Origin of the sequence: Agaricicola taiwanensis, from assembly GCF_014635245.1 — a bacterium.
Lineage (GTDB): Bacteria > Pseudomonadota > Alphaproteobacteria > Rhizobiales > Methylopilaceae > Agaricicola > Agaricicola taiwanensis.
The window spans coordinates 1,371,170-1,395,611 of the sequence record NZ_BMCP01000001.1 but is presented as its reverse complement, the minus strand read 5'-3'; the positions used below and the strand labels follow the sequence as shown (position 1 = coordinate 1,395,611).

Here is a 24,442-nt window from a genome sequence, read left to right as displayed (position 1 = left end):
GCAAGTTCCATCTGCTGATGGGAAACGGGGAGAACCGTGGGTCTTCAGCGGTACGGTGCCAGAACTTTCAGAATTTACGTCCCATGATAAGTCGCCTGCTCTTTGCCTTTTTCATTTTCCTCGCCGCCGTGGCGGGTTCCCACGCGAAAGAATGGACGACGGTGCGCATCGGCACGGAAGGTGCCTATCCCCCGTTCAATTTCATCGACGCCGATAACCAGATCCAAGGCTTTGACATCGAAATCGGCCGGGCGCTGTGCGCCGAGATGAAGGTCGAGTGCGAATTCGTCATACAGGATTGGGACGGCATCATTCCCGCGCTGCTCGCTCATCGATATGATGCCGTCATGGCGGCGATGTCGATCACTGGGCAGCGCAAGCAGCAGGTGGCCTTCAGCGACAGATATCATGTCAGCACCGCCTCATTCGTTGCGCGCAAAGGCAGCACGATAAGAGACACCGCTCCGGACGCCATGAAAGACCTTACGCTGGGCGGGCAGTCCTCCACGACATATGCCACCCTGCTGCAGGAACTCTATGCAAAGGCGGGAGCACGCATAAGGCTCTATGCCACTCAGGATGAGGCCAATCTTGACCTCTCCAAAGGCCGTCTCGACGTTGTCCTCGCCAACAAGACAACCCTTCTGCAGTGGTTGAAGAATTCCGAAGAAGGTGGTTGCTGCACCCTCGTCGGTGAAGACATCAACAACAGTGCCTATCTCGGGGAAGGTGTTGGTATCGCCTTTCGCAAAACCGATCCAAGGCTCAGGGCGATGTTCAACGAAGCGCTCAAGACCATACGAGAGAACGGCACCTACCAGGACATCAAGGACAAGTTCTTTTCTGCCGAAGCATTGTGATCCAGTCCTGAGCCCCGATGCCGCGCCAACAAAGAGCGAAGATCCGCCTTTTTGTGTGGACGCGGCACCCCACGGGGACTATCCGCAGAACGTCTGGCCATCCGGCAGTCCCGGAGTTCTCCTCGTGCATGATTACATCCGCAAGATCCTGTCCGCGCGCGTTTACGACGTAGCGATTGAAACGCCGCTTGATCCCCTCCCCCGCATCAGCCACGCGCTGGGCCGTCCAGTGCTCCTGAAGCGGGAGGATCTGCAGCCGGTATTCTCGTTCAAGCTGCGAGGCGCCTTTAACCGCATCGCGCAGCTTCCGGCCGATGCTGCCGCGAAGGGCGTGATCTGCGCCTCTGCTGGCAACCATGCGCAGGGCGTGGCCCTGGCCGCGCGCGAACTCGGCATAAAATCAATCATCGTGATGCCCCGGACAACGCCCCAAATCAAAGTGCGCTCCGTGAAGAGCCTCGGCGGCCAAGTGGTGCTGCATGGCGACGGTTTTGACGAAGCCCATGCCCATGCCCGCGAAATCGAAGCGGCTCGGGGGCTGACCTTTATTCATCCCTATGACGATCCGGATGTCATCGCCGGCCAGGGCACGATCGCGGTGGAGCTGCTCAACCAGCATTCAGGCGCCATCGCAGCGATCTTCGTGCAGATCGGCGGCGGCGGCCTCGCCGCGGGGGTTGCCAGCTACGTCAAGTTCCTGCGGCCGGAGATCCCCGTGATCGGCGTGGAAGCCGAGGACTCCGCCTGCATGAAGGCCGCTTTGGATGCAGGCGAGCGCGTGGTGCTCGATCAGGTCGGTCTTTTCGCCGACGGCGTCGCCGTGCGCCAGGCGGGCGAGGAAACCTTTCGGCTCTGCCGTGAGCTCCTTGATGATGTGATAACGGTCACCACCGACGAAATATGTGCGGCCATGAAGGACATCTATGACGATACGCGCGCCATATCGGAGCCTTCGGGCGCTCTTGGCCTTGCCGGTCTCAAGAAATATGCCGCCGCCCATAAGCTGAAAGACGGTGCGCTAATCGCCATCAACAGCGGCGCCAACATGAATTTCGATCGGTTGCGCCACGTGGCCGAACGTGCCGAGATCGGGGAGCGACGGGAGGCATTGCTCGCCGTTACCATACCGGAAAGGCCCGGCGCTTATCGCGCCTTCATCCAGGCGCTTGGAAAGCGATCAATCACGGAATTCAACTACCGTTATGCCGGGGGGCGCGATGCCCGCATTTTCGTCGGTGTCCAGCTTTCCGAAGGCGAGGAGGAGAAGCGCCAGGTGATCGAGGCGCTTGCCGCCAAGGGATACCCCGTGCTCGACATGAGCGACAATGAACTCGCCAAGCTCCATGTCCGCTATATGATCGGTGGTCCTGCGCCCAGTATCCAAGATGAGGTCCTGTTGCGCTTCCAGTTTCCCGAGCGGCCGGGCGCGCTGATGCAGTTCCTGCGGAGCCTCGATCCGGCATGGAATATCTCGCTGTTCCACTACCGCAATCACGGGTCGGCCTATGGCCGGGTGCTTGCGGGCATCCAGGTGCCGCATGCCTCGCGCGCCGATTTCTTCGCCCGGCTTGTCTCCCTCGGCTACTGGCATGAGGAGGAAACCGAAAACCCTGCCTATCGGGCCTTCCTCGACGGCACGCAGCACTAAAAGGAGCTTACCTCATGAGCAAAGTTGCCTTTATCGGCCTCGGCGTCATGGGCTTTCCCATGGCTGGGCATCTTGCCGCCAAAGGGCACGAGGTGACGGTCTACAATCGCACGGCGCAGAAGGCCCAGGCGTGGAGCGCGAAGCATGGCGGACGCGCCGCGGCAAGTCCGGCCGAAGCAGCAGAAGGAGCGGAATTCGTCTTTTCCTGCGTCGGTAATGACGATGACCTGCGCAGCATCGCGACCGGACCGGATGGTGCTTTTTCAGGCATGGTGAGCGGCGCCACCTTCATCGATCACACCACCGCCTCCGCTGAGGTGGCCCGTGAGCTTTATGCCGCAGCCCAGGACAAGGGCTTTCATTTCCTCGACGCTCCTGTCTCGGGAGGGCAGGCCGGCGCGGAAAACGGTGCGCTTACGGTCATGGTCGGCGGTGACGAGGCCAGCTATGTCGCCGCCGAGCCGGTCATCCGTGCCTATGCGCGCATGATCGGACACATGGGTCCTGCCGGCGCGGGTCAACTGACGAAGATGGTCAACCAGATCTGCATCGGCGGCATCGTGCAGGGCCTGTCGGAAGCCATCCACTTCGCCCAGCATTCAGGGCTTAACGTGCAGAGCGTCGTCGAGGTGATCTCAAAGGGCGCTGCTCAGTCCTGGCAGATGGAGAACCGCTGGAAGACCATGGACGAGGGCCGCTTCGACTTCGGCTTTGCCGTCGACTGGATGCGCAAGGATTTTTCCATCGTGCTCGATGAGGCGCGGCGCAACGGTGCCGCGCTCCCGCTGACGGCCATGGTCGACCAGTTCTACGCCGAGATACAGGCCATGGGCGGCCAGAGATGGGATACGTCGTCTCTCATCGCGCGGCTGCCAAAGACATAAGACAAATGGCCGGCGCGACGGCCGGCCATGTCCCGTTCAGGTGCGGGAAGTCTTATTTCGCGTCCTTTGCGCCGCGGCGCTGCTTGTGCTCCGCGCGCATCTTTTCGCCGGCCGCGTCGAACTCCGCCTTGGTCACCTTGCCGTCCTTATCGGCGTCGGCACGGTCGAGCATGCGAGACATATCGGCCGCCAAAAACTCCTCCTTGGACACAGCTCCATCCTTGTCGGTGTCAAGGGTACCCAGCCGCTCCTGCCGGCGTTCGTCGCGCTTTTCCGCACGCTCTCGCGCCTTCTCGGCACGTTCAGAGAACTTCGCTTTCACGACGTCGAATTCTTCACGCGAGACCGATCCATTCTTATCGGCATCGGCCTGTTCGAACATACGGTCGAGCCTTTGAACTTGCCGTTCGCTACGCTCGACCCGCGCCTCACGACGCTTGCCTCCACGTTCCGCGATCGTCTTGAGTTCGGCATCGTCAAGCTTGCCGTCCTTGTTGGTGTCCATCCGCTCAAAAGCACGGGTGCGCTGCGCATCCCTGTCGCTCTTGTCAATGACACCATCACCGTCCACGTCCATGCGCTCGAAAAGACGCTCGGCCCGGGGCTGTTCGCCGTGCGCCTTGGGCGCAGCCTGAGCACCAACAATGGCCGGCAGCGCGAGCGCCGCTCCAACAGCCGTCATGGTCAGAAAGCGGGGAAGCTTGAGAGACATTGTTCACTCCATCCGTGAGTATCGAATGCCATTACAAACGTCGGGCCTCCGACGATCCGGCGCGCAATGATCATTAAATTTCGTCCATGTTCGATCTCATCGAGAGCGGCAGGACCAAGTTACACGCCAAATGTTCTTATTTTGTTCTAGTCCTGTCAAGAGGCAGCCAGCTTGTCACCTGTGAAAGCGCGGCGATCGCTTTTCCTGAAAGGCCATGACGCCTTCGGCAAAATCAGCTGTGCGTCCCAGTTGCGCCTGCGCGTTGCGCTCGTGATGCAGCTGCCCAGCCAGATCATTGGTGGCGGACTGCACCAGGGCGGTCTTGATCGCCTTCATTGCGGACAGCGAACCCTGGGCCAGCTTTTCTGCCAATGCCGATGCTTCCTCCATGAAAGCTGCGTCTTCAAAGACCCGATAGACCAAGCCCAGTTGCTCGGCCGCGGCGGCGTCCAGACGATCGCCGGTCAGCATGAGCGCAAGCGCGCGTTTGAGGCCGATGATGCGCGGCAGAAGCCAGGTTCCACCTGCGTCGGGCATCAGGCCGATCTGGACGAATGCCTGCTGAAAATAGGCGGCGCGCGAGGCAACTATGATGTCGCAGCCCATGGCGAGACTTGCGCCGGCGCCTACAGCGGGTCCGTTGACGGCAGCAATCGTCGGTTTGGGAAAGCTCTGCAGCCGCAGGACCAAAGGGTTGTAATCGCGGTCCAACATGCCGCCGATGTCGAGTGCCCCTTCCGCATCGCGCGGCAGTTCAGCAGTCAGATCCTGTCCGGCGCAAAAGGCCCGTCCCTCCCCCGTGAGCACCACGCAGCGGACATCCGGTGCCGCTTCGCATTCATCCAACGCCCGCTGGAGGGCGGAAAAGACCTCGGGTGTCAGTGCATTAAGGCGCTGGGGACGATTGATGGACAAAATGGCAGCAGCGCCCCGGTGGGTCGTCACAAGCACGTCTGACATCATGTCATCCCCCCGGCGTCAGTTGCGCAGCATCAATCCCATTGTCTTGAGAAAAATTCAAAAATCCACGTCGGGATCAAAAACCCAGCGTTAGCACAGGTAGGAAAGATCGGGCGGCAACCGCCAGAAAACGACTGATTTTCTCAGGATTCTTCGGCTTAGTTGCAAATGGCTGATTTTACTCAACCTTTTTTCGCAACCTTTCCTCCACCATCCCCGTGAATCCGTCCTTAACGTTTCCAAGTCATTGTCGTCCACTCATGAGGGCTAGGTGTACGGCATGACCGACGGTGACGCAGAAGCGTCCATCGACAACATAACGGCCACATCGTCGTTCGACACAGCTGAACTCGTTCGCGAGATCAGAGAACGCATGTCCGCCGTCCAGGCTCAGAAAGAGCAGGTTGAGAACTTCCGCCGGCGCGACGTCGCGGTCCAGGTGCGCGAAGCCCGGGAGCGCCTGACGTCGACCACCGGCACCCGCCGCGCCTTCGATCTCGAGTTGATCCGCGTCTATGCCCGCAATCGCTTCGCCTCCTCGGTGGCCATCATGGCGCTGGCGATCTGCGTGGCGTCGATCGCTTATCTTTGGAGCGACCCGCGCATCGTCACCGCCTGGTTCCTCGCGCTGGTGGCGACGCTTGTTGGTACGGGCTATATGGCCCGTCGCTTTCTTGCCCAGAAGACCGAGGAGAAATCGGTCGGCACCTGGTGGGGCCGCTTTACGCTGGCGGAGCTCGTGCATGGCCTGGTCTGGTCGGTCATCATCGTTCATCTGGCCGGCATCGACATCGAATCCTCCAAGATCTTCGTCTTTTTCGTGATGCTGCTCGTCATCGCGCTCAGCACCATGATGTCGGCGACCCTCCCGGCAGCCGTTTACGCCACGGCACTGCCGGTGAGCGCCGCGGTCATCGGCTTCTACACGCTCCGGGGCGATGCCCTGTCCACCTCCGTGGCACTGCTGACGCCGCTGGCCCTGGCCTACTTTCTGGTTCTTGGACGGCAGCTGTTCTATGGCGGCCTGATGCAGCTTCAGCATCGCGCCGAGAAGGACGCGCTGATCGCCGAACTGGAACAGGCGAAGGCCAACTCGGACGAGGCGCGGCGCCGGGCGGAAGAAGCCAATCTCGCCAAGTCCCGCTTCCTCGCGACCATGAGCCACGAACTCCGCACGCCTCTCAACGCGATCCTCGGCTTCTCCGAAGTCATGAAAAGCGAGGTGTTCGGGGCCCATGCCGTGCCGACCTACCGCGAATATGCCGGCGATATCCATCAGAGCGGCGAACATCTTCTCAATCTCATCAACGAGATTCTCGATCTCTCGCGCATCGAAGCTGGCCGCTATGAGCTCAACGAAGACGCCGTGGCCCTTGCCTATATCGCGGAGGATTGCCACCATCTCCTGAAGCTTCGCGCGCGCAATCGCGGGGCCACCATCCGCGAGAGCTTCGAGCTAGGGCTGCCCATGCTCTGGGCGGATGAACGCGCCATTCGCCAGATCACGCTCAACCTGCTGTCGAACGCCATCAAGTTCACACCCCAGGGCGGCGAGATCCTCATGACGGTGGGACGCACGGGAGATGGCGGCCAATTCCTATCGGTGCGCGACACCGGCCCCGGCATCCCGGAAGACGAGATTCCCATCGTCCTGTCCTCCTTCGGCCAAGGCACGCTTGCCATGAAAACCGCCGAACAGGGAGCGGGACTGGGCCTTCCCATCGTGAAGGGTCTTGTTGACCTCCACGGCGGCAGCTTCGAGTTGAGGAGCAAGCTGCGTGAGGGCACCGAGGCGATTGTCCGGCTGCCTGCTTCCCGTGTGATGACGGCGCTGGCGCCCGTCGCTCCGGAAGAAAAACAGACGCTTCAATCCTTCGCCGTTCGCCGCGCCATCTGATCAGCCCGCTGTCACGGCAGCCTGTTCATGGGTCGCCATGCCGCTGTGGCATTGGACGGCCGCCTTCACCAGCCCTACGGCCAATGCTGCTCCGGTGCCCTCTCCAAGCTTGATGCCGAGATCAAGCAGCGGCGCCTTCGCAAGTTTTTCCAGAAGGCGTCCATGCGCTGCATCGGGTGATCTGTGCGCGGCGAGGCAATGATCGAGCACGGCCGGATTGATGGCGTGCAGCACCGCCGCCGCCGCGCAGACGACGTGCCCGTCGAGCAGGACGGGGATGTACTGGTGGCGCGCCGCCAGGATCGCTCCAGCGATGGCCATGACCTCGCGGCCGCCCAGGCGCCGGAGCACCTCCAGCGGATCGCTCAGGTGACCGGCATGAAAGGCAACGGCCTCCCGAACAAGGGAAGCCTTGCGCCCCAGCGACGCCGCGTCGTCGCCCGGGGCAGCACAGAGCCAGTCTTCCGCCGCGCCGCCATACAGCGCGAGGCAGATCGCAGCCGCGACGATGCCGTTGCCGATGGCGAGATCGCCAAGGATCAGGAGATCGGTGCCTCCGGCTATCGCCTCCATGCCGAAAGCCATGGTAGCAGCGCAATCGGCCTCCGGAAGCGCTTCGGCGCTGGAGATATCAGGGGTGGGATGATCGATAGCGAGATCGAAGATCTTGAGGCCCAGTTCATGGGCAACGCAGAGCTGGTTGACTGCCGCGCCGCCCGCCGCCAGCGCCTCCATCATGCGACGCGTGGCCTCGATCCTGGGAGCAGCACCATCGCGCAGCGCAACGCCATGGCTCGTCGCGAAAAGGGCGACCATGGGACGGGTCACGGCCGGCGCACCTCCCGTCTGCCACGAGGCGAGCCAGGCGTTGATCTCTTCAAGCCGGCCGAGGCTCCCCTCCGGCTTGATCAGCTGCCGGTTACGTTCGGCCGCGTGGGCGGCGGCATGCTCCTGCGGTTCCGGCAGTGATCGCAGCAAGGCGCGTATATCATCGAAAGGCAGGCCAGTGGCCGCGGCGTTGGTCATGACGTCGGCTTCCATTATCTGTTGTCGGCCGGAGGTATAGCCCTGTCGGCCAAGCCTCGGAAGGGCATTGACCATCCTGCGCGCGGCTCATGTTCACAAAGTGATTCAACCCGCTCACATTCTGATTCAACGCCGCTGCAATTTTCCTTCTGCGGCAGACTCTTATGATCTCCTCTTGAGGAGGCATTGCGTTCGTCGAGCCGCAATCTATGTTGCTTTCATGGAAGGTCCCCAGATCGAAACCCCGTGCATCCAGGTGTGCAAGATCGACCCCGCAAGCGGGCTGTGCACCGGCTGCCGGCGCACCCTCGACGAGATCATGGGCTGGCTGGCGATGACGCCGGAGGAACGCCGGAAAGTCATGGCGAGGCTTCCCGACCGCGCCACGGAAACGACCATGGAGCCGTCATGAGCGGGCCGCCTCTTTTCGCTCTTCTGATCGTTCTTGTCGGTGGCGCAGCTCTCGTCATTGCCGATGTTTTCGGCTTCGCCGATGTCACCGATGGGCGCATTGCCAGCCTCGTCGCACTGCTGGCGATCGCGGTGTGGGTCGGCTCCGGCTTCCTCGGCCGCTATAGCGGACGTGGCTCAGAGGCGCTTCGACATCTGGCGATCTGGCTCGCGATCGCGACCCTCATCACGGCGATCTACGTGTGGCAGGCGCCGATCAAGGACATGCTCGGCATATCCTAGAGTCAGGCCAGAAGATCGTAGGCAAAGCGCAGGGAGACCAGCAGAAGAAAGCTGCCGAGGGCGATTTCCAGCCTGCGCTTCGACCAGCCGTGCGCGAGCTTTACGCCGAGGGGCGCCACCAGCACGCTCACCGGGGCCATGATGATGGCACCGATCAACGAGACATATCCTAAGGATGCCGGCGGCAGCTGGGCCATCTCGGGCCAACCGGCGATCACGTAGCCGATGGCGCCAGGTATGGCGATGAGAACGCCGAGTCCGGACGAGGTGGCGACCCCCTGGTGCACCGGCCGGTTATGCATGGCGTAGATGAGATTGCCGAACGACCCGCCGCCGATGCCCATCCAGGACGATAGAAGCCCGATACCCAGGCCGTAAGCCGTCATGGCCGGTTTTCCTGGCAGATCGTCGGAAAAGCGCAGGGTCGAGCCGGACAGCATCTTGAGCGCGATCAGCGCCCCTACCGTCATGAAGACGCCCTTGAGAAAGGCCGAGGGCACGAAGCCGGCGACGAGGCTGCCGACGACCACCCCCAGAACAACCGGGATGGCCCAGATCTTCAATGCATCCATATCCACCGCCCCGCGGGCGCGATGGGCACGGAAGGAGCGGATCGAGGTTGGAATGATGATGGCAAGCGAGGTGCCGATGCACAGGTGCATGCGCACTTCCTCGGGCACTCCCAGGAGGCCGAAGATCTCATAGAGAACGGGCACGATCACCGCGCCGCCGCCCACGCCGAAGAGGCCTGCGAGAACCCCGGACACGACACCAGCGGCAACGATGGCGAGCGCCAGCCAGGCGAGAGCCTCGACGGAAAACTGTGCGATCATGACATTTCCTTAACGGCAGGTCAGGCGGCGGCGGAGGATGTGTCGTCGCGCAGAAGGGAGAGAGCTTCGATCAGAACCTCGGGTCCGGCTTCCGGCCTCGGGGCATGAATGGAGAGATGGCGGCGGAAAGCGCGCGCCCCCTGGACACGGGGAAAGGCGCCGAGGACGTGCTTGGTCACATTGGAGAGCTTGCCGCCGGCTGCCAAGTGGTCCGCGATATAGGGCAGGATCTTCTCGATGGCTTCACGCGCGCTTGCGGAGGGGGCCGGCCGCTCGTAGAGATCCGGATCGACGGCGAGGAGCAGCGCCGGGTCCTGATAGGCGGCACGTCCGAGCATGACGCCATCGACATGGCCGAGATGCGCCTTCGTCTCCTCCAGTGACCGGATGCCGCCGTTGATCACGATGGGCGTATCCGGCAGGCGCTGCTTCAGACGGTAGACACGGCCATAATCAAGCGGCGGCACTTCGCGGTTCTCACGCGGGCTGAGGCCCTTCAGCCATGCTTTGCGGGCATGGACGATCAGCGCGTCGACACCTTCGGCGACGACAGCATCCGCGACGTTATCGAGGGCCGCCTCCGGATCCTGCTCATCAACACCGATGCGGCATTTCACAGTGACCGGCTTCTGCGTCGCCGCCTTCATGGCCGCGACGCAGCGAGCAACGAGCTCGGGCTCCAGCATGAGGCAGGCGCCGAACTTTCCGCTCTGGACGCGATCAGAAGGGCAGCCGACATTGAGGTTGTATTCGTCATAGCCAAAGGCTTCAGCGATGCGGATCGCCTCGGCAAGATCCGCCGGATCGGAACCACCCAGCTGCAGCGCGACCGGATGTTCCTCGGCGGAGTAGCCGAGCAGTCGCTCGCGCGGGCCGTGGATGATGGCGCCCGTGGTGATCATCTCGGTGTAAAGCAGCGCCTCAGCCGTCAGCTGGCGATGGAAGAACCGACAGTGGCGATCGGTCCAGTCGATCATGGGGGCAACGGCGAACCTGCGCGCGCGATCCAGGTCTTTCTTGGCCATATTTTCTACGCGTTGCACGATAAGGTGTGCGCTCCATTCCACGACCGATTCCGATCTCAACGCCGACGCCCTAGAGCGGTTCGGCTTTCCGCAGCGATCGCCTCAGTCGAGTACCGCCTTCAATCGCCTGATATAGCGCGCCTTCAACTCCGAGATCCGATCCCGTTCCCCGGGAGCATTTCCGGCGTCATTAAGTCCATAAACCCAGCTGGAAGCCGACATAGCAGGGTTCAAGAACACGCAGCAAGTCCATGCTGTTCTCTCGCTTCGCTTGCCGCCCTACTCTTTCGGCCAATGCAGCCCTTTCGTTTTCAGACAGATCAAGTTCCACCGCGGCCCCTGCGATGTCCCAGGCGATATCCTGGCATCCCACGAGATCATCCGCAAAGCCGCTCCGCCAAGACCGCACGGCCACCAGTCCCAGCATCAGAAGTAATCGGCCGGTGGCTTGCCGTTCCGATGAAATGCCGTCGATACCCGTGGTCTCGAATGCGGCATCGGCCAGTCCTTGCGCCAGTTCTCCGGCCCGGATCGTTGCGTGAATGAGCAGACTATGACGTCGCAGCCCCGGTTCGAGGCCGGTGTAAGTGGCCAGATCGCGATGGATCGCGGACCTTACGCGAGCAATCTCCTCAGTCCGCTCCATATCGCCATGGACCAGCATCTCGGCCCTCTCACTGTGAATTCCCCGAAGGCTAACCCCTTAGCGGCTGGCGCACATCAGGAACTAAACGCAGCAGGTGTCGTTTCATTGCGGGATCGTAGATGCTGAGCGGGAGGGCAGATCGTGAAACAAAAGAAAATCCGGATCGGCATCTTGGGGGTCGGCAACTGCGCATCTTCGCTGGTGCAGGGGCTGACCTATTATCGCAACGCTTCGGGCAACGAGCCGATCCCGGGGCTGATGCACGTCGATCTCGGCGGTTATCAGATCAATGATATCGAGATCTCCGCCGCTTTCGATGTCGCAAGCAATAAAGTCGGCCGTGACGTCGCCGAGGCGATCTATGCTGCCCCCAACAACACCCAGCGCTTCGCAGAGGTCGCTCCCACGGGCGTCACGGTCGAGCGCGGCCCAACCTTCGACGGCATCGGAAAATATCTCATAGACACCGTTGAGGAATCCGACGCGCCAGTGGCCGACGTGGCGAAAATCCTCCGTCACACCAAGACCGATATCCTGATCTCTTATCTCCCAGTGGGTTCAGAAGAAGCTACCAGGTGGTATGTCGAACAGGCACTCGAGGCCGGTTGCGGTCTTATCAACTGCATTCCAGTCTTCATCGCATCGCGCGACGAATGGGAACAGAAATTCGCGGCCAAAGGCCTCCCGATCATTGGCGACGACATCAAGAGCCAGGTGGGCGCCACGATCGTTCACCGCATGCTTGCCAATCTCTTCGTCGAACGAGGCGTGCGGGTCGATCGCACCTATCAGCTCAATTTCGGCGGCAACAGCGACTTCCTCAACATGCTTGAGCGCGAGCGGCTGGTATCCAAGAAGATCTCAAAGACACAGGCCGTCACCAGCCAGCTCGACGTGCCGCTTGCCGCCAACGACGTCCATGTCGGCCCGAGCGACCATGTGCCCTGGCTCGACGACCGCAAATGGGCATACATCCGCCTGGAAGGCACGACCTTTGGCGGCGTCCCGCTCAACGCCGAGGTGAAGCTCGAGGTGTGGGATTCTCCCAACTCAGCTGGAGTGGTCATCGACGCCATCCGTTGCGCCAAGCTGGCGCTCGACCGCGGCATCGGCGGCGCGCTTATCGGCCCATCCAGCTATTTCATGAAATCGCCGCCCCAGCAGTTCACCGACGACGAGGCGCGCCGGCTGACGCAACGCTTTATCGCCGGCGATGTGGGACGACTCGCCGGAGCCGCCGAGTGACAATCACTTTCTTTCTGATCCGCCATGCCGCGCATGATAACGTCGGCGGCTATCTCGCCGGTCGCTCTTCCGGGGTGCGTCTGGGTGAAGCCGGCCTCGCGCAGGCCGCACGGCTCGGGGCCCGCATGACCCGCGAGTGTTTCGACGCCATCTATGCGAGCCCTCGTGAGCGCACCCAGGAAACCGCTTTTGCCATTGCCTCGGCGAGCGGCGGCATGGCGGTGGAAATCACCGAAGCGCTAGACGAGGTCGATTTCGGCACCTGGTCGGGAAACAGCTTCGAGACGCTTAATTCCGATCCGCTCTGGCGGCAGTGGAATACCATTCGCAGTCTCACCCGCACTCCCGGCGGTGAAAACATGCTCGATGTGCAACGGCGGGTCTTGTCGCTCATGGAAGAACTGGCGGTCCGCCACGACGAGGGCGCCATCGTGCTCGTGAGCCATGCCGACGTCATCAAGACCGCAGTGAGCCATGTCCTTGGCATGCCGATCGACGCCTGGCCGCGTTTCGATATCAGTCCAGCATCGATCACCACCGTCGTCAGCGGGACCTGGGGCGCCAAACTGCTGACACTCAACGAAGTCATTTCCTAGGCACCCCGAAGCATACCGCCGACCAACTGAACAGGAGCAGCCATGAACTTATCGGCCAGCGAAATACGCAAGCGGATCGAGGCGCTCGGCCCCTGGTTTCACAATATTGATCTGAGGGGAGTGCGGACCGCCCCGGACCACTTCCTTGGCGACTATCCGCATATGAAATGGCGTAAATTCGCGGATGCCATTCCCGAGGATCTTTCCGGCCGCACCGTGCTCGATATCGGCTGCAATGCCGGCTTCTATTCGATCGAGATGAAGAAACGTGGCGCGGAGCGAGTTCTCGGAATCGACTTCGACGACATCTATCTCAATCAGGCCCGCTTTGCCGCCGAAGTCGCCGGCGTCGACATCGAGTTCGAGAAACTTTCCGTCTACGATGTGAGCGCGCTCGGAGAAAAATTCGACGTCGTGATCTTCATGGGCGTCCTTTATCATCTTCGCCATCCGCTGCTGGCCCTCGACCTCATCCGGGAACATGCTGCCCGGGACATGCTGGTCTTCCAGTCCATGCAGCGCGGCAGCAGCAAGGTGCTGGAGCTTGAGGAAAACTATCCTTTTTCCAACTCCAAGCTTTTCGATGATCCGGCCTATCCGAAGATGCACTTCATTGAGCATCGTTATGCCGACGATCCCACCAACTGGTGGGTGCCCAATGCCGGCTGCGTGGAAGCCATGCTGCGCAGCTCCGGTTTTGAGATCGTCGGTCACCCGGAAGACGAGGTCTACATCTGCCGAACCGCCGCACGATCGGAGTACAGCAAGCCTGTTTACCCGGCGAAGGGAGCACGCGCATGATCGAGGCCGCGATGATCTGGAACGAGCCCAACAACAAGTCGCATTGGGATCCGGAAATCGATCCGGAATGGCAGCTGTTCGGCAATATGGCCAATCTTGCCGCCGATGCCATCGCCGCGGCCAACCCCGGCATAACGAAGGTGTTGGGCGGAATTTCCCCTATCGATTGCGGCTTCATGAACCGGATGAAGCACTATGGCGTCCTGGATCGGGTTGATGCCGTTGCGGTTCACGGTTTTCCGCTCGACTGGAACCTGTGGCAGATCCACGAATGGCCCGCCAAAATCGACGATATCCGCACGGTCACCGATCTGCCCATCTGGGTCAGCGAGGTGGGCGTCTCCACCTTCGGTGCCGAGGAGGTCCAGCTCTGGGGGCTGCAACAGACCGCGGAATTGCTCAAGGGCAAAGCCGAACGCATCCAGTGGTACAGCCTCTATGATCTGCCGCGCACCTGGGAAGCCACGACCCGCCATCGCGAGGCGGAAGGCTCGTCCTACTACAGGCATTTCCATATGGGCCTCTTACGCGAGGATGGCAGCCCTAAGCCCGCGGCCGAGGAATTCGCCAAGCACACTCCCGCGATGGGGCTCGTGCAGTGGTTCCACTTTGAGGACCATCGGTTGGACGATGCCGTTGCCTGGATGAAACACCTGGGGGTGAGCTATTTGCGCACCGGCCTATCCTGGGCGGACAGCTTCCGCCCCAACGCGCTCGATTGGTTCGATCGTCAGATGAAGGCACTCGAGGACTTTGACGTCACCGTGACCTTCTGCTTTACGCCTGAACATCGCGGCATCGCCCCCCATCACACGAGCCCGCCACAGGTCCCGGAGGAGTTCGCCGCCTTCTGCTCTCAGATGATCGAACGTTACGCGCCACGGCAAAGACTGGCTCAACCGCAGAGCCATACGGCATCGGCGGTCTGACGGCCGTTCAGCCTTCGCGGCCAGCCAGAACATCCGATGGCTCCGGGCGCTGATCAGCCTTCACCCAGAGCTCCCCCAAATACCGGTGAGCTGTTGATGAGGTGGTGCAAAGCATCCTAAAGCACGGAGTGAGCTCTCCCAGCGGCCGGTCATGACACAGATTATCAATCTCCGCGGCCTGAAGTGCCCCCTGCCCGCTCTCAAGGCGCGCAAGGCACTGCGCGCAACGGCTGTGGGCACCGAACTCCTGGTGGAGTGCACCGATCCCATGGCGGTGATCGATATTCCCAACATGGTCCGCGAGCTGGGGGACCTGCTGGAGGAAACCATCCGCACCGATGACGCGGTCATCTTCCGCATCCGGCGCGCGAATGGAGCTGATCAATGAGCATAACCACTTCCGATGTGCTGAAGGCGCTGGAGGCCGTCAACCTTCCCGACGGCGGCCCCAATCTCGTGCGTTCCGGCCGCCTTAGCGAGATCGTCGTCGACGGCGGCAGGGTGGCATTCTCCATCGCCATCAGCCCCAAGGAGGCCATGGCGCTGGAGCCGACGCGGGCTCAGGCGGAAGCCGCCGTGGCGGCGCTGCGGGGGGTCGATCAGGCGCTCGTCATGCTGACGGCCGAACGCAGCCAGACGCCGCCGCCTCGTGCCAAGACGGCCACCACGCCACGCCACATCCCGGGCGTCCGGCACATCATCGCGGTTGCCAGCGGCAAGGGCGGCGTGGGCAAGTCCACGACTTCGGCGAACCTCGCTGTCGCGCTGGCACAGCTCGGCCAACGTGTGGGCCTCCTCGATGCCGACATTTACGGCCCATCCATGCCGAAGGTGTTCGGGATCACGGAAAAGCCCCGACTGATCGGACCACGTACGCTGGAGCCGGTGACGGCCTATGGCGTCAAGGTCATGTCCATCGGCTTCCTGGTCGATCCGGAAGCGGCGATGATCTGGCGTGGTCCCATGGTGATCTCCGCCATCACCCAGATGCTGCGCGAGGTGGCCTGGGGCGATCTCGACGTTCTCGTGGTCGACATGCCGCCCGGCACCGGCGACGCGCAGCTGACGCTGTCACAGCAGACCCCGCTTTCCGGCGCGGTCATCGTTTCAACGCCGCAGGATCTTGCTCTCATGGATGCCCGTCGCGGTGTCGCTATGTTTCAGAAGGTCGAAGTACCGATTCTCGGCATCATCGAAAACATGAGCACCTTCATTTGTCCCCACTGCGGCGGGCGGTCGGACATCTTCGGTCATGGCGGCGCACGGCAAGAGGCCGAGAAGCTAAAGGTGCCGTTCCTTGGCGAAATCCCCCTGGCCATGCAGATCCGCACCACATCCGATAGCGGCGAGCCGATCGCGGCGACCGATCCCGAAGGGACGCACGGCAAGGCCTATCTGGCCGTTGCCGATCAGGTGCTGCGTGCCCTTGAGGCGGGCAAGACGCGCCCTGCGCCGCGGATCGTTATCGAGTGATCTTATTGCAGCCATCCGGTAGACGTATGTCACCGGTGATTGTTATCACCGCAAGTACTTGTCCTCCGCCACAAGCCCCGCGAGTTCCATGCGCTCTGAAGACGCCCGCCCCGTTCGCCTCGCCGATTATCAGCCGCCGGCGTTTCTGATCGACACCGTCGAACTTGGGATCGATCTCGACCGACACAGGACGCGGGTGCGTTCGGTTCTGCGGGTCCGGGCCAATCCGGAGCGGCAGGCTCCTGCCGCACTGGAACTCGACGGCGACGAACTGAAGCTCCTATCGGTCAAGCTCGACGGCCGGCCGTTGCCGGCAGACGCGCACGAGGCGACGGCACAGAAGCTGACGATCCTCCAGCCACCTGCGGAGAGCTTCACCCTCGAGATCGAGACGGAACTCGACCCTTCCGCCAATACCAAGCTGATGGGGCTCTACCGCTCCGGATCGGCCTATTGCACCCAATGTGAAGCGGAGGGTTTCAGGCGGATCACCTATTTCCCGGATCGCCCCGACGTCATGGCGGTCTATACCGTCACACTCACGGCTGACCGCGACGATGCGCCTGTGCTGCTTGCCAATGGCAATCTTCAGCAAAAGGGCGAGATTCCCGAAACCAACCGCCACTTCGCCGTCTGGCACGATCCGCACCCGAAACCGTCGTATCTTTTCGCCGTGGTTGGCGGCAATCTCGACAGGCTTTCGGACAGCTTCACCACCATGTCCGGCCGAAAGGTCGAACTCGGCATCTATGTGGAGCCCGGCAAGGCTGGGCGTGCCACCTATGCCATGGATGCGCTGAAGCGCTCCATGGTCTGGGACGAAAAGGTGTTTGGGCGCGAGTACGACCTTGATGTCTTCAACATCGTCGCAGTGTCCGATTTCAACATGGGCGCCATGGAGAACAAGGGTCTCAACGTCTTCAACGATAAGTATGTTCTGGCCAGCCCCGAGACCGCGACCGATGCCGATTATGCCGGCATCGAAAGCGTCATCGCCCATGAATATTTCCACAACTGGACCGGCAACCGCATCACCTGCCGCGACTGGTTTCAGCTCTGCCTGAAGGAAGGGCTGACGGTGTTCCGCGACCAGGAGTTCTCGTCCGATGAGCGTTCACGCCCGGTCAAACGCATCGCGGACGTACGCACCCTGAGATCGCATCAGTTTCCCGAGGACAGCGGTCCTCTCGCGCATCCTGTGCGGCCGGACACCTATCGTGAGATCAACAACTTCTATACGGCGACCATCTATGAGAAGGGCGCGGAGATCATCCGCATGCTCAAGACACTGATCGGTGCCGATCTCTTCGCCAAGGGAATGGACCTCTACTTTGATCGGCATGATGGCCAAGCCACCACCATCGAAGCCTTCATCGCCTGTTTTGCGGACGTGTCGAAGCAGGATTTAAGCCAGTTCATGCTCTGGTATGCCCAGGCCGGCACGCCGGAGGTTCAGGTCCAGACCCGCTATGACGCCGAGGCCAAGACATTGCACCTCGATGTGGCGCAGAAGGTGCCGGCGACACCCGGCCAGCCGACGAAGAAGCCTATGGTCGTGCCGCTTGCCTTCGGTCTCCTCGATCAGGATGGCCGTGATCTGCCGATCAGACTGGCCGATGACGGTTGGGCTGAAAACGGCGTCATCGTCCTCGATCAGGAACAGAAAGGCTTCACCTGCACCGGCGTGTCAGCGCGCCCGGTGCTGTCGGTCAATCGCGGCTTCAGCGCGCCGATCCGTCTTATCGCCGACATCACGGAAGACGATCTCTTTTTCCTCGCGCGGCATGACAGCGACTTCTTCAATCGCTGGGAAGCCTTGCAGAAGGTCACCCTGCGGGAGTTGGTCAAATCCGTCGATGCCATTCGCGCCGGAGAGACACCCGCGACCGACCCGCGTCTCATTTCGGCTTTTGCATCCTCGCTGGAGGATCAAAGCCTGGAGCACGCCTTCGCGGCCCAGCTTCTGACTCTGCCAAGCGAGGTCGAACTCACACTGGAGATCGGGCGTGATATCGATCCCGATGCCGTGCATGCCGCTCTTCTGTCGCTGCGCCAGGAAATCGGCGCCGGCATTGCCGCACAGGCCCTGGAGCGATACCGATCGCTTCAGGACAGTGGCCCATTCGTACCGGGTGCGGCCAGTGCTGGCCGACGTTCCCTGCGCGCGGTCCTGCTGGGGCTCCTGACCGCCAGCCACGGCAAGGAGGCGGCCGAGCTTGCGGCCACACATTATCGTTCGGCGACCAATATGACCGACCGCATCTCGGGCCTCGCTGCCCTGTCCCGCATTCCGGGCACGGAACGGGAAGAGGTGCTCAAGGATTTCCGCGCACGCTACCGCAACGACGCTCTTGTCATGGACAAATGGCTCTCGATTCAGGCGGCCATTCCCGAAGAGGACGCGCTGGACCGCGTAAAACGCCTCATGAAGGAGCCGGACTTCAGCCTCTCCAATCCCAATCGTGTCCGAGCGTTGATCGGCAGCTTTGCCGGCGGAAACCCGACACAGTTTCATCGGGCCGATGGAACTGGCTACCAGTTTCTTGTGCGCATCATTGATGAGCTGGATGCCAAGAACCCACAGGTGGCCGCACGACTGCTGACCGCGTTCCGCAGCTGGCGCACTCTCGAGGCCGGTCGCAGGGCAAGGGCAGAGGCCGCTCTGAAGCAACTGGCCGGCGGCGGGAATCGCTCGTCGGACGTCGCGGATATCCTGACACGCACCCTTGGATAACTTTTTTCGTGGGACTAACCCCTTCAACTGACTCTGCATTTCACAGCAAGAAGAATTTACTCGCCGAAGCGGCCTGTTGGGGTGCTGGACAAGGCTCACGGCAAGGATTCAAATAAGGACGATTCGAGGCTCTTTTGCGGCTTTCCTCGGATCTACGGGCACATATCACTATCCTCGCGGAGGTCTAAATGGCGCGCGCTCACGCAGCCATAGCGTCTGCACGCAACTATGACTTAAAAAGTCTGGGGCGTTCTTTCGCGAGGCAAAGCTTTCATCGCCTGCTCGCAAACGATCGCCTGCTGCGCTCCGCAGTGCCGATGCTGGTCGGCGTCTTCCTCATCGTCCTCGCCCTCGTCGTCTTCCTTCACATCAATGTCTCGCGCGAACGCGCCGTCGCCGCCGCCGGATCTGATCTTGCGCTGGTCGCCAGCGTACTGGCCGATGATCTCTCCCGTCGCTCGGCCGGCGGGTCCGTCGCTGACGCCGATGCTCATTTGCGCGCGGTGCTCGACGCGCCGAGCCTGCCGCCTCTTGCCTTGGCCGATCGTCAGCTGCTGATCAGCGACCCGACCGGGCGGATCATCCTGCGCAGCGGGGTCGCACCCACCGGCAATCCTGTTAATCTGGTTGACATCCTGGGCACCGGCCAGGTGTTGACCACCTTCGCGGAACGGGCCGGCGTGATGACGCTGCAACTGCCCGATGGTGCGCAGGCGCTGGCAACGGTCCGCACGCTTGGCGCGCCTTACGGGCAGCTTGCGCTGCTCACGCCGCTCGATGCGGCCCTCGCACCTTGGAAGCGCGAGACGCTGCTGGCGACCTCGCTCTCCTTCATCACAGGTGGCATCGTGCTTTTGCTCACGGTCGCCGTCCGCTGGCAGACAGCACGCGCCCGCGAGGCGGATAGCCTCAGCATCCGGGTCCAATCGCGCATCGACACCGCGCTTGCACGCGGCAAGTCCGGACTGATCGACTGGGATCTGGCGCGCGGCCGCATTTTCCTGTCGCGATCATTCCATGAATTACTTGGCCTTGACCCCCGCGACACACAGGTCGGCTTCGGTGAATTCGACAAACTTGTCCATCCTGACGACATCGATCTCTTCGCCCTGGCAGATGCGCTTTTGACCGATGCCACCCGGACGCTCGACAAGGTGTTTCGCGCCCGGCATGCCTCCGGTGACTGGATCTGGCTGCGCATCCGCGCTGAGATCGTCATGGATGATCTCGATGGCTCCAACCATCTCGTCGGCATAGGCGTCGACATCACCGAGGAAAAGCAGACTGCCGAGCGCACCGCCACGGCTGACCTCCGGCTGCGCGATGCCATCGAAACCATTTCCGAGGCTTTCGTGCTGTGGGACGCGGAAAACCGGCTGGTGTTGTGCAACTCGAAGTACCAGCAGCTTCATGCCCTTCCCGGTGATGCCGTTGTCACCGGCGCTCCCTATGAAACCCTGATGCGCGATGCGCGGCATACGGTGGTGACCACACAGAGCGTACCCGACGGCCGGCGCGAGGCCGGTGCGCGCAATTATGAAGCGCGCCTCGAGGACGGGCGCTGGATGCATGTGTCCGAGCGCAGGACCAAGGACGGTGGCTTTGTCTCGGTCGGCACCGACATCACCTCGCTGAAGCGGCATGAGGAAAAGCTGCTGGACAGCGAAAAACGCTTGATGGCGACGGTGGCGGATCTCCGAAAATCCCGCCAGACGCTCGAGCTGCAGGCCGAACAGCTCGCGGATCTCGCTGAGAAATATGCGGAGCAGAAGGCCTCCGCCGAATCCGCCAATCGCGCCAAATCGGAATTCCTGGCCAATATGAGCCACGAGCTCCGGACGCCGCTCAATGCCATCATCGGCTTTTCCGAAATCATGGAATCGGGCGCCTTCGGTGGCCTCGGCTCGCCGAAATACCTGGAATACACGCGCGATATCTCTGACAGCGGTCGCTACCTCCTCGATGTCATCAACGACATCCTGGACATGTCCACGCTGGAGGCCGGGCGCGTGGAGCTGAAGCGCGAAACGGTGGAAGTGGATGCGGTGGTGCTCGATGCCCTCCGCGTTCTGACGCCGCAAGCGGAGGAAAAGGGTCTTGCCCTGCGTGCGGAAGCGGCCACCGGCGTCACGATCGAGGCCGACAAGCGCGGCCTGAAGCAGATTCTCCTCAACCTTCTCTCCAATGCTGTGAAGTTCACGCCATCAGGCGGCCGTGTGACGGTGCGGGTGCGTGCGCTCGGCGATGCCCTCAACATCTATGTGGAGGACACAGGCATCGGCATCCCGAGAGAGGCGCTGCCGAAGCTCGCACGCCCCTTCGAGCAGGTGGAGAACCAATTCACCAAGTCGCACAAGGGATCAGGTCTCGGCCTCGCCATCGCCAAATCGCTGGTGGAGCTTCACAATGGCTCCATGCGCATCCGCTCCTCGGTGGGCGCCGGCACCGTCGTGCTTGTCCGGCTGCCCATGCGCGAGGGCGATGTGCTGGAACAGATGCCGGAGATCGAAAGCCTTACGGCCAGCCATTGATGCGCGGTCAGGCCGAAACCACCCGCTTGAAGATCTTCCGCACCGCGACCTGATCGTCTCTCAGCTCTGCCTGCAGCGCGGCGAAATCCGGCAAGCCCGCGGATCGGGCCAGAAGGCGCAGGAGCCCCTCGCCGGCCGTGCCGGGGTCGAAGCGGCCCTTCAGGCAAAGGCGCAACACCTGCATCAAGGCGTGATAACGCCGATGCGCGCTCTTCAGAACCTCCCAATCGCCAACCGAAAGGAGATCGTGGCTCTTCAGCACGTCGAGCGCCGCGCCGGTCGATGTCGTCAATATCTCCGGCCGGGCATTGGCGTGCACCAGTTGAAGGTATTGGATCAGGAACTCGATATCGAGCAGGCCGCCCTTCGCCAATTTTAGGTCCCAAGGGTCCGCATCGCCCTTCTCCTGGGCGATCATGGTCCGCATTTCAGTGACGTCCCGCGCGATCTTCCTCGGATCGCGTTTGCGGCACAGGATCTCGCGGATTGCCGTTTCAACATGCGCGCGGAAGGCCTCCGAGCCGGTGACGACGCGCGCGCGGGTGAGCGCCATGTGCTCCCAGGTCCAGGCCTCCTCCGCCTGATAGCGCTCAAACGCCGTGATCCTGGTGGCCAGGGGTCCTGCCCGTCCGGACGGACGCAGACGCATGTCAACTTCATAGAGCGCCCCTTCCGCCGTCTGCGCGGTCAGGGCCGATACGCTGCGCTGGATCAGGCGAGAGAAATATTGCGTCGGTGATAGCTCGCGTCTGCCGTCGGAGCCCTGCACGTCGTTGTCGTGGTCATAGAGCAGGATGAGGTCGAGATCCGACGAGGCGGTCATCTCACAGGATCCGAGACGCCCCATGGCCAGGATGGCCGCCTCACCACCTGGTACGCGACCGTGCACGGTCACGATCTCACTTTCAGCCGCTTTTGTAAGCGTCTGGATCATGAGGTCGGCCAGTCTCGAAAAGGCGGCGCCTGCCTGTTCTGGCGGCAGCGTGCCTGATAGCACCCTGACGCCGATCAGAACCATCTGCTCCTGACCGAAGATGCGGGCACGGTTCAGCACATCCTCGTAGCTCTCCGCCTCGTTCAATGCGACCGACAGGCGCGAGGACTGCTCCTCCAGGGTCGGAACAGACGCGAAGAAGGAGGGCTCGATGACCGCATCGAGAACATGCGGCCGCCGCGCCACCGCCTCGCCCAGACGCGGCGCTGTGCCGAGCACATCGGCGATGAGGCCGAGAAGACTGGGATTGGAACGAAGCAGAGCCATGAACTGCACACCGGCCGGCATTCGTCCCAGCACATGGTCGAAGGCGATAAGGGCGGCGTCGGGCCGATAGGTCTCGGCAAAGGCCTGCAGCAGCGCCGGCATCAATTCCGTCAAAAGCTCGCGCGCTCGCGCGCTTTTCATGGATTGATACCGCCCGTGATGCCAGCCGCGCACCAACTGGAGGACCCGCACCGGATCCTCGAACCGCATGCGGGACAGGGTTGCCAGCGTTTCCGGGTCGTCGTCCTCTCCCGCGAACACAAGATTTCCTGCGGTCGAGGAAAGCGTGGGGGCATCCTCGAACAGATGGGCGTAGTGTTCCTCCACCCGCTCGAACCGCTGCATCAGCGCCGCCGCCAGCTCATCCCGGCTGCTGTATCCACAGAAGCGGGCAAAGCGCTCCATGCCCTCACGGCTGTCCGGCAGGACGTGGGTCTGCTCATCCGCGATCATCTGCAGCCGATGCTCGATGCCGCGCAGAAACCAATAGGCTTCCACCAGTTCATCCCGCGCCTCAGGCGAGATCCATTTGGCCTCTACCAGAGCGCCAAGCGCGCTCTCGGTGTCTTTGATGCGCAGCTCCGGATTGCGTCCGCCGGCCACCAGCTGCTGGGTCTGGGCGAAGAACTCGATCTCGCGGATGCCGCCACGCCCCAGTTTGACGTTGTGCCCTTCGATGGCGATGGCGCCATGGCCGCGATGCGCGTGAATCTGGCGCTTCATCGCGTGAATGTCGGAGATGGCGGCATAGTCGAGATATTTGCGCCAGATGAAAGGCGCGAGCTCGGCGTAGACAGCCTCGCCGGCCGCGATATCGCCAGCGCAGCAGCGCGCCTTGATCAAGGCGGCGCGTTCCCAGTTCTGGCCGACCGTTTCGTAGTAGACCAGCGCCTGCTCGACCGGAATCGCCACGGAGGTTGAACCTGGATCAGGCCGCAGTCTGAGGTCGGTGCGGGCGACATAGCCGTCGGCTGTCCGGTCCTGCAGCATCCGCACGAAGTGCTGCGTCAGCCTGGTGAAGAAGGGGCCTGGTTCAACGCCGTCTGCCAACGGGGCAATGGCCGGATCATAGAAGACGATGAGGTCGATATCCGAGGAATAATTGATCTCGCGGGCGCCGAGCTTTCCCATGCCCCAGATGATGAGGCCTGACCCTCTTTCCGGATCGGCAGGGTCTTGCGGATGGAATTGGCCCCGCGCGGTGGCTTCCCACAGAAGTTGCCGTATGGCGGCCGAGATGGCGGCATCGAACATATCGGTGAGAAACGCTGTGACGCGCCGGCCCGGCCAGACGCCGCCGAGATCACAGATGCCGGCCAGCAGTGCCGCGTCGCGCTTGCCTTGCCGCAACTGCGCCATGGCAGCGTTGCGATCGGTGTCCGGCCCTGCCGCGGCCGCCATGGAGGCAAGGATGGACGTTGCCATCTCATCCGCATCGGCGCCAAGGAGCGTGGCGAAGCGATCCGGGTCCCGCTCCGCCAGGGACCAGAGATAGGATGAGCCGTCGAAGACCCCTTTGAGGAAATCTGCAAGAGGGGGACGCTTGTTGACGAGCTTGGAGAGCCTGGAACTGGCGGCCAGCATGTCTCCCAGGCGCCGTTCCGCCTGGTCCGCATCGACTACGCGGGGGCCTTGCTTCAAGAGATCTGCAAGCACAGCCAAGGCTTCCTCCATATCTTATCGTTATG

Annotated in this window: 21 protein-coding genes; 14 read left to right on the top strand and 7 right to left on the bottom strand. The window is 62.1% G+C overall.

What is annotated here, in order from left to right:
• Window positions 1-83: 83 nt before the first annotated feature.
• The 3 genes from IEV58_RS06750 (at window position 84) to IEV58_RS06740 (ending at window position 3,392) form a co-directional block, all read left to right on the top strand.
• Window positions 84-860, top strand: coding sequence for a transporter substrate-binding domain-containing protein (locus IEV58_RS06750; RefSeq protein WP_188408891.1), 777 nt, complete (start codon window positions 84-86; stop codon window positions 858-860).
• Window positions 861-984: 124 nt separating this feature from the next.
• A complete protein-coding gene (gene ilvA, locus IEV58_RS06745; protein ID WP_188409110.1) occupies window positions 985-2,508 on the top strand; it encodes a threonine ammonia-lyase, biosynthetic in 1,524 nt (507 codons plus the stop codon).
• Between the two features lie 14 nt (window positions 2,509-2,522).
• Window positions 2,523-3,392 carry an NAD(P)-dependent oxidoreductase gene (locus IEV58_RS06740; protein ID WP_188408890.1) on the top strand — a complete coding sequence of 290 codons (870 nt, stop codon included), beginning with the start codon at window positions 2,523-2,525 and terminating at the stop codon, window positions 3,390-3,392.
• 52 nt (window positions 3,393-3,444) lie between these two features.
• On the opposite strand, the gene IEV58_RS06735 is transcribed toward IEV58_RS06740, so the two are convergent.
• Together IEV58_RS06735 and IEV58_RS06730 are read right to left on the bottom strand one after the other, a co-directional pair.
• On the bottom strand, window positions 3,445-4,104 hold the full coding sequence (locus IEV58_RS06735) for an EF-hand domain-containing protein (protein WP_188408889.1): 660 nt from the start codon (window positions 4,102-4,104) through the stop codon (window positions 3,445-3,447).
• 174 nt (window positions 4,105-4,278) lie between these two features.
• Window positions 4,279-5,067, bottom strand: a complete 789-nt coding sequence (locus IEV58_RS06730) for an enoyl-CoA hydratase-related protein (RefSeq protein WP_188408888.1) — start codon at window positions 5,065-5,067, stop codon at window positions 4,279-4,281.
• A gap of 277 nt (window positions 5,068-5,344) precedes the next feature.
• On the opposite strand from IEV58_RS06730, the gene IEV58_RS06725 reads away from it, so the two are divergent.
• On the top strand, window positions 5,345-6,961 hold the full coding sequence (locus IEV58_RS06725; RefSeq protein ID WP_229729217.1) for a sensor histidine kinase: 1,617 nt from the start codon (window positions 5,345-5,347) through the stop codon (window positions 6,959-6,961).
• Here the strand turns inward: IEV58_RS06725 and IEV58_RS06720 are convergent, their stop codons facing one another.
• Window positions 6,962-7,987, bottom strand: a complete 1,026-nt coding sequence (locus tag IEV58_RS06720; protein ID WP_188408887.1) for a nicotinate-nucleotide--dimethylbenzimidazole phosphoribosyltransferase — start codon at window positions 7,985-7,987, stop codon at window positions 6,962-6,964.
• A gap of 220 nt (window positions 7,988-8,207) precedes the next feature.
• On the opposite strand from IEV58_RS06720, the gene IEV58_RS06715 reads away from it, so the two are divergent.
• A complete protein-coding gene (locus IEV58_RS06715; protein ID WP_188408886.1) occupies window positions 8,208-8,399 on the top strand; it encodes a DUF1289 domain-containing protein in 192 nt (63 codons plus the stop codon).
• Entirely contained in the window at window positions 8,396-8,680 is a 285-nt protein-coding gene (locus tag IEV58_RS06710; RefSeq protein ID WP_188408885.1) for a hypothetical protein, read from the top strand. The genes IEV58_RS06715 and IEV58_RS06710 overlap by 4 nt, the downstream gene beginning before the upstream one ends.
• 2 nt (window positions 8,681-8,682) lie before the next feature.
• Here IEV58_RS06710 and IEV58_RS06705 read toward each other — a convergent pair whose 3' ends face one another.
• The 3 genes from IEV58_RS06705 to IEV58_RS06695 all read right to left on the bottom strand — a co-directional run bounded on the left by IEV58_RS06705 (window position 8,683) and on the right by IEV58_RS06695 (window position 11,202).
• A complete protein-coding gene (locus IEV58_RS06705) occupies window positions 8,683-9,513 on the bottom strand; it encodes a sulfite exporter TauE/SafE family protein (protein WP_188408884.1) in 831 nt (276 codons plus the stop codon).
• Window positions 9,514-9,533: 20 nt separating this feature from the next.
• Complete coding sequence (gene dusA, locus IEV58_RS06700) at window positions 9,534-10,538, bottom strand: tRNA dihydrouridine(20/20a) synthase DusA (RefSeq protein WP_188408883.1); 1,005 nt, start codon at window positions 10,536-10,538, stop codon at window positions 9,534-9,536.
• A gap of 190 nt (window positions 10,539-10,728) precedes the next feature.
• Window positions 10,729-11,202 (bottom strand): hypothetical protein, encoded by a 474-nt coding sequence (locus tag IEV58_RS06695; RefSeq protein ID WP_188408882.1) that lies wholly within the window; start codon window positions 11,200-11,202, stop codon window positions 10,729-10,731.
• 123 nt (window positions 11,203-11,325) lie between these two features.
• Here IEV58_RS06695 and IEV58_RS06690 point away from each other — a divergent pair, with 123 nt between their 5' ends.
• The 8 genes from IEV58_RS06690 (at window position 11,326) to IEV58_RS06655 (ending at window position 21,493) form a co-directional block, all read left to right on the top strand.
• Entirely contained in the window at window positions 11,326-12,429 is a 1,104-nt protein-coding gene (locus IEV58_RS06690; protein ID WP_188408881.1) for an inositol-3-phosphate synthase, read from the top strand.
• Window positions 12,426-13,025 (top strand): histidine phosphatase family protein, encoded by a 600-nt coding sequence (locus tag IEV58_RS06685; protein ID WP_188408880.1) that lies wholly within the window; start codon window positions 12,426-12,428, stop codon window positions 13,023-13,025. The genes IEV58_RS06690 and IEV58_RS06685 overlap by 4 nt, the downstream gene beginning before the upstream one ends.
• Window positions 13,026-13,067: 42 nt before the next feature.
• Window positions 13,068-13,826 (top strand): TIGR04290 family methyltransferase, encoded by a 759-nt coding sequence (locus IEV58_RS06680; protein WP_188408879.1) that lies wholly within the window; start codon window positions 13,068-13,070, stop codon window positions 13,824-13,826.
• Window positions 13,823-14,755: a glycoside hydrolase 5 family protein gene (locus tag IEV58_RS06675; RefSeq protein WP_188408878.1), complete on the top strand. Its 933-nt coding sequence runs from the start codon at window positions 13,823-13,825 to the stop codon at window positions 14,753-14,755. Before IEV58_RS06680 ends, IEV58_RS06675 begins: the two co-directional genes overlap by 4 nt.
• A gap of 151 nt (window positions 14,756-14,906) precedes the next feature.
• Window positions 14,907-15,143: a sulfurtransferase TusA family protein gene (locus IEV58_RS06670; RefSeq protein WP_188408877.1), complete on the top strand. Its 237-nt coding sequence runs from the start codon at window positions 14,907-14,909 to the stop codon at window positions 15,141-15,143.
• The gene (locus IEV58_RS06665) at window positions 15,140-16,228 is read left to right on the top strand and encodes an Mrp/NBP35 family ATP-binding protein (protein ID WP_188408876.1); all 1,089 of its coding nucleotides are present in this window, start codon (window positions 15,140-15,142) and stop codon (window positions 16,226-16,228) included. The genes IEV58_RS06670 and IEV58_RS06665 overlap by 4 nt, the downstream gene beginning before the upstream one ends.
• An 88-nt stretch (window positions 16,229-16,316) precedes the next feature.
• Window positions 16,317-18,962, top strand: a complete 2,646-nt coding sequence (gene pepN, locus IEV58_RS06660; protein ID WP_188408875.1) for an aminopeptidase N — start codon at window positions 16,317-16,319, stop codon at window positions 18,960-18,962.
• Between the two features lie 188 nt (window positions 18,963-19,150).
• Entirely contained in the window at window positions 19,151-21,493 is a 2,343-nt protein-coding gene (locus IEV58_RS06655; protein WP_188408874.1) for a PAS domain-containing sensor histidine kinase, read from the top strand.
• 7 nt (window positions 21,494-21,500) lie between these two features.
• Here the strand turns inward: IEV58_RS06655 and IEV58_RS06650 are convergent, their stop codons facing one another.
• On the bottom strand, window positions 21,501-24,410 hold the full coding sequence (locus IEV58_RS06650; protein WP_229729260.1) for a bifunctional [glutamine synthetase] adenylyltransferase/[glutamine synthetase]-adenylyl-L-tyrosine phosphorylase: 2,910 nt from the start codon (window positions 24,408-24,410) through the stop codon (window positions 21,501-21,503).
• Window positions 24,411-24,442: the final 32 nt, after the last annotated feature.

Excerpts from the sequence above, each read along its gene's own strand:
- IEV58_RS06655 (WP_188408874.1), top strand. The coding sequence starts at position 19,151 with ATGGCGCGCGCTCACGCAGCCATAGCGTCTGCACGCAACTATGACTTA.
- IEV58_RS06735 (WP_188408889.1), bottom strand. The coding sequence starts at position 4,104 with ATGTCTCTCAAGCTTCCCCGCTTTCTGACCATGACGGCTGTTGGAGCG.
- IEV58_RS06665 (WP_188408876.1), top strand. The coding sequence starts at position 15,140 with ATGAGCATAACCACTTCCGATGTGCTGAAGGCGCTGGAGGCCGTCAAC.
- IEV58_RS06740 (WP_188408890.1), top strand. The coding sequence starts at position 2,523 with ATGAGCAAAGTTGCCTTTATCGGCCTCGGCGTCATGGGCTTTCCCATG.
- IEV58_RS06750 (WP_188408891.1), top strand. The coding sequence starts at position 84 with ATGATAAGTCGCCTGCTCTTTGCCTTTTTCATTTTCCTCGCCGCCGTG.
- dusA (WP_188408883.1), bottom strand. The coding sequence starts at position 10,538 with ATGGCCAAGAAAGACCTGGATCGCGCGCGCAGGTTCGCCGTTGCCCCC.
- IEV58_RS06720 (WP_188408887.1), bottom strand. The coding sequence starts at position 7,987 with ATGACCAACGCCGCGGCCACTGGCCTGCCTTTCGATGATATACGCGCC.
- IEV58_RS06680 (WP_188408879.1), top strand. The coding sequence starts at position 13,068 with ATGAACTTATCGGCCAGCGAAATACGCAAGCGGATCGAGGCGCTCGGC.
- IEV58_RS06695 (WP_188408882.1), bottom strand. The coding sequence starts at position 11,202 with ATGCTGGTCCATGGCGATATGGAGCGGACTGAGGAGATTGCTCGCGTA.
- IEV58_RS06675 (WP_188408878.1), top strand. The coding sequence starts at position 13,823 with ATGATCGAGGCCGCGATGATCTGGAACGAGCCCAACAACAAGTCGCAT.
- IEV58_RS06670 (WP_188408877.1), top strand. The coding sequence starts at position 14,907 with ATGACACAGATTATCAATCTCCGCGGCCTGAAGTGCCCCCTGCCCGCT.
- IEV58_RS06710 (WP_188408885.1), top strand. The coding sequence starts at position 8,396 with ATGAGCGGGCCGCCTCTTTTCGCTCTTCTGATCGTTCTTGTCGGTGGC.
- IEV58_RS06730 (WP_188408888.1), bottom strand. The coding sequence starts at position 5,067 with ATGATGTCAGACGTGCTTGTGACGACCCACCGGGGCGCTGCTGCCATT.
- IEV58_RS06725 (WP_229729217.1), top strand. The coding sequence starts at position 5,345 with ATGACCGACGGTGACGCAGAAGCGTCCATCGACAACATAACGGCCACA.
- pepN (WP_188408875.1), top strand. The coding sequence starts at position 16,317 with ATGCGCTCTGAAGACGCCCGCCCCGTTCGCCTCGCCGATTATCAGCCG.
- IEV58_RS06715 (WP_188408886.1), top strand. The coding sequence starts at position 8,208 with ATGGAAGGTCCCCAGATCGAAACCCCGTGCATCCAGGTGTGCAAGATC.
- IEV58_RS06705 (WP_188408884.1), bottom strand. The coding sequence starts at position 9,513 with ATGATCGCACAGTTTTCCGTCGAGGCTCTCGCCTGGCTGGCGCTCGCC.